Genomic DNA, 4,451 nt, shown 5'->3' with positions numbered 1-4,451 from the left:
CCGCAGGCGGCGAAGGCGAAGACTCGACCGACGGCGGTGCCGGCGACGACACCGTGGACGGTGGCGCCGGCAACGACACCTTGAGCGGTGGCGAAGGCAATGACTCGACCGCAGGCGGCGAAGGCGATGACTCGACCGACGGCGGCGCGGGCGACGACACCGTGGATGGCGGTACGGGCAACGACACCGTGACCGGCGGTGAAGGCAATGACTCGACCGCAGGCGGCGAAGGCGACGACTCGACCGACGGCGGTGTGGGCGACGACACCGTGGACGGCGGTGAAGGCAATGACTCGACCGCAGGCGGCGAAGGCGACGACTCGACCGACGGCGGTGTGGGCGACGACACCGTGGACGGGGGCGCCGGCAATGACACCGTCAGCGGTGGCGAAGGCAACGACGTGGCCGACGGCGGCGAAGGCGATGACTCGACCGACGGCGGTGCCGGCGACGACACCGTGAACGGTGGGGAAGGCCACGACGTGGCCGACGGCGGCACGGGCGATGACACGGTCGACGGCGGTGCCGGCGACGACACCGTGTCTGGCGGTGAAGGCAACGACAGCACCGCCGGCGGCGAAGGCGACGACAGCACCGACGGCGGCACGGGCGACGACACCGTGGACGGCGGTGCCGGCAACGACACCGTGGGCGGTGGCGAGGGCCATGACTCGGCCGATGGCGGCACGGGTGACGACACCGTGGACGGCGGCGCTGGCGACGACACCGTGAACGGTGGCGAAGGCAGTGACTCTGTGGACGGCGGCACGGGTGACGACACCGTGGACGGCGGCGTAGGCGATGACACCGTGGGCGGTGGCGAAGGCCATGACTCGGTCGACGGCGGCGCTGGCGATGACACCGTGTCCGGCGGCGAAGGCAGCGACTCGGCCGACGGCGGCGTGGGCGACGACACCGTGGACGGCGGTGCTGGCGACGACACCGTGTCCGGCGGCGAAGGCCACGACGTGGCCGATGGCGGCACGGGTGACGACACCGTGGACGGCGGCGCTGGCGATGACACCGTGAGCGGTGGCGAAGGCCATGACTCGGCCGATGGCGGCACGGGTGACGACACCGTCGACGGCGGGGCTGGAGACGACACCGTGTCCGGCGGCGAAGGCAACGACGTGGCCGATGGCGGCACGGGTGACGACACCGTGGACGGCGGCGCTGGCGACGACACCGTGAACGGTGGCGAAGGCAGTGACTCTGTGGACGGCGGCACGGGTGACGACACCGTGGACGGCGGCGCTGGCGACGACACCGTGAACGGTGGCGAAGGCAGTGACTCTGTGGACGGCGGCACGGGTGACGACACCGTGGACGGGGGTGCCGGCAACGACACCGTGGGCGGTGGCGAGGGCCATGACTCGGCCGATGGCGGCACGGGTGACGACACCGTGGACGGCGGTGCAGGCGATGACACCGTGTCCGGCGGCGAAGGCAACGACGTGGCCGATGGCGGCACGGGTGACGACACCGTGGACGGCGGTGCAGGCGACGACACCGTGAGCGGTGGCGAAGGCCATGACTCGGCCGATGGCGGCACGGGTGACGACACCGTCGACGGCGGTGCTGGCGACGACACCGTGTCCGGCGGCGAAGGCAACGACGCGGCCGATGGTGGCGCGGGTGACGACACCGTGGACGGCGGTGCTGGCGACGACACCGTGAACGGTGGCGAAGGCCACGACAGCGTGCTGGGTGGTGCTGGCGATGACACCGTCGAGGGTGGCGCAGGCGACGACACCCTGGACGGTGGTGCTGGCGCGGACGCGCTGAGCGGCGGCGATGGCAACGACGTGATGGTCTATGACGCCGCCGACGTCCTGGTGGACGGCGGCGCGGGCACCGACCGCCTGATCGTCAACGACGACGCGCTGGACCTCACGGCCATTGGCGACACCGTTGTGGTCAACATCGAAGAGATCGACCTGCGCGCCAGCTCCGGCGGCAGCGCAGCCACCACCTTGACCCTGGGCGAAGCCGACGTGCTGGCCCTGGTGGGCAGTGGCGGCACCCTGACGGTGCACGGCGACAGCGATGACACGGTGACCCCCACCGACAACTGGACGCCGGGCGCCGATGTGGACATTGGCGGTGTGACCTATCACACCTACAGCCTGAACGGCCTCACCCTGCGGGTGGCCGACGGGGTCAGCTTCGGCACGCTCACGGCCGGCACCTCCAGCGCCGACACCGTGCAGACCGGTGACGGCAACGACACCACCGACGGCGGCGCGGGCAATGACTCGATCGACACCGGCGGCGGTAACGACACCACCGACGCGGGTGACGGCAACGACACCGTCAGCGGCGGTGCGGGGGACGATACGGTTGACGCTGGCACAGGTGACGACACGGTGGACGCGGGCGCCGGCAATGACAGCGTGGACGGCGGAGAAGGCCACGACACCGCCACCGGCGGTGCCGGCGACGACACCTTGACAGGTGGCGATGCCAACGACACGGGCGATGACAGCCTGGACGGCGGTGAAGGCAATGACTCGGTCACCGGCGGCCAAGGCAACGACACCCTGGTGGGTGGCGATGCCAACGACACCGGTGACGACACCTTGGATGCAGGCGCGGGCGATGACTCCGTCAGCGGCGGTGGCGGCAACGACACCGTCACTGCCGGCAGCGGCGACGACACCGTGGACGCGGGCAGCGGCGACGACACCGTCGATGGCGGTGCCGGTAACGATGACGTGAGCGGCGGCGCAGGCAACGACAGCGTGGACACCGGCACGGGTGACGACACCGTCGATGCTGGATCTGGCGATGACACCGTGACCACCGGCAGCGGTGACGACACGGTGGACGCAGGCGCAGGCCATGACAGCGTGGACGGCGGAGAAGGCCACGACACCGCCACCGGCGGGGCCGGTGACGACACCTTGACGGGTGGCGACGCCAACGACACGGGCGATGACAACCTGGACGGCGGCGACGGCAATGACTCGGTCACCGGCGGCCAAGGCAACGACACCTTGGTGGGTGGTGATGCCAACGACCTGGGCGACGACACCCTGGACGGCGGTGCAGGCGATGACTCGATCAGCGGCGGTGCGGGCAACGACACCCTGATCGGTGGCGACGCCAACGACACCGGTGCCGACACCCTGGATGCCGGCGATGGCGATGACTCGGTGAGCGCCGGTGGCGGCAACGACACCGTCACCGCTGGCAGCGGTGACGACACCGTGGACGCAGGCAGTGGCGACGACACCGTTGATGGCAGCGCGGGCGACGACTCGGTGGACGCGGGCGAGGGCGATGACAGCGTCGACGGCGGCGCAGGCCACGACACCGCCACCGGCGGTGCCGGCGACGACACCCTGACGGGTGGTGACGCCAACGACACCGGCGACGACAGCCTGGACGGCGGCGACGGCAACGACAGTGTCTCCGGCGGCCTGGGCGACGACACCCTGGTGGGTGGCGACGCCAACGACCTGGGCGACGACACCCTGGACGGCGGCGACGGCAACGACATGGTCAGCGGCGGTGGCGGCAATGACACCATCACCGCCGGCACAGGCGACGACACCGTGAACGCCGGTGCGGGCGACAACACCGTGGACGGCGGCACCGGCAATGACGCGGTGACGGCTGGTGAAGGCAACGACTCGGTCGATGCTGGCACGGGTGACAACACGGTGGACGCTGGCGACGGCGACGACACCGTGACCAGCGGCACGGGCAACGACAGCGTTGGCGGCGGTGCGGGCAACGACAGCGTGGATGTGGCTGCCGGCGATGACACCGTGGACGCAGGGACTGGTGACGACACCGTCACCTCCGGCGCGGGCGACGACTCGGTCAGCGGCGGTGCAGGCAACGACCGCGTGGACGGCGGCGAAGGCCACGACACCGCCACCGGCGGCGCCGGCGACGACACCCTGACGGGTGGCGACGCCAACGACACCGGCGACGACAGCCTGGACGGCGGCGACGGCAACGACAGTGTCTCCGGCGGCCTGGGCGACGACACCCTGGTGGGTGGCGACGCCAACGACCTGGGCGACGACACCCTGGACGGCGGCGACGGCAACGACATGGTCAGCGGCGGTGGCGGCAACGACACCATCACGGCCGGCACGGGCGACGACACCGTGGACGCCGGTTCCGGTGACGACACCGTGGACGGCGGCACCGGCAACGACGCGGTGACGGCCGGTGAAGGCAACGACTCGGTCGATGCCGGCGCGGGCGACGACACGGTGGAGGCCGGCAGCGGCGACGACACCGTGGCCACCGGCAGCGGCGACGACTCGGTGGACGCGGGCGAGGGCGATGACAGCGTCGACGGCGGCGCAGGCCACGACACCGCCACCGGCGGTGCCGGCGACGACACCCTGACGGGTGGTGACGCCAACGACACCGGCGACGACAGCCTGGACGGCGGCGACGGCAACGACAGTGTCTCCGGCGGCCTGGGCGAC

1 protein-coding gene is annotated in these 4,451 nt (G+C 71.6%); it reads left to right on the top strand.

All coding sequences use genetic code 11. The features are described 5' to 3' along the window. The coding region (locus G3A44_RS23000; RefSeq protein WP_163460088.1) for a beta strand repeat-containing protein at positions 1–4,451 on the top strand (4,451 nt) is incomplete at both ends.

The sequence above is a fragment of the Ideonella livida genome (assembly GCF_010499455.1).
Taxonomy (GTDB): Bacteria; Pseudomonadota; Gammaproteobacteria; order Burkholderiales; family Burkholderiaceae_C; genus Ideonella; species Ideonella livida.
This window is presented reverse-complemented; position numbering and strand designations above follow the sequence as displayed.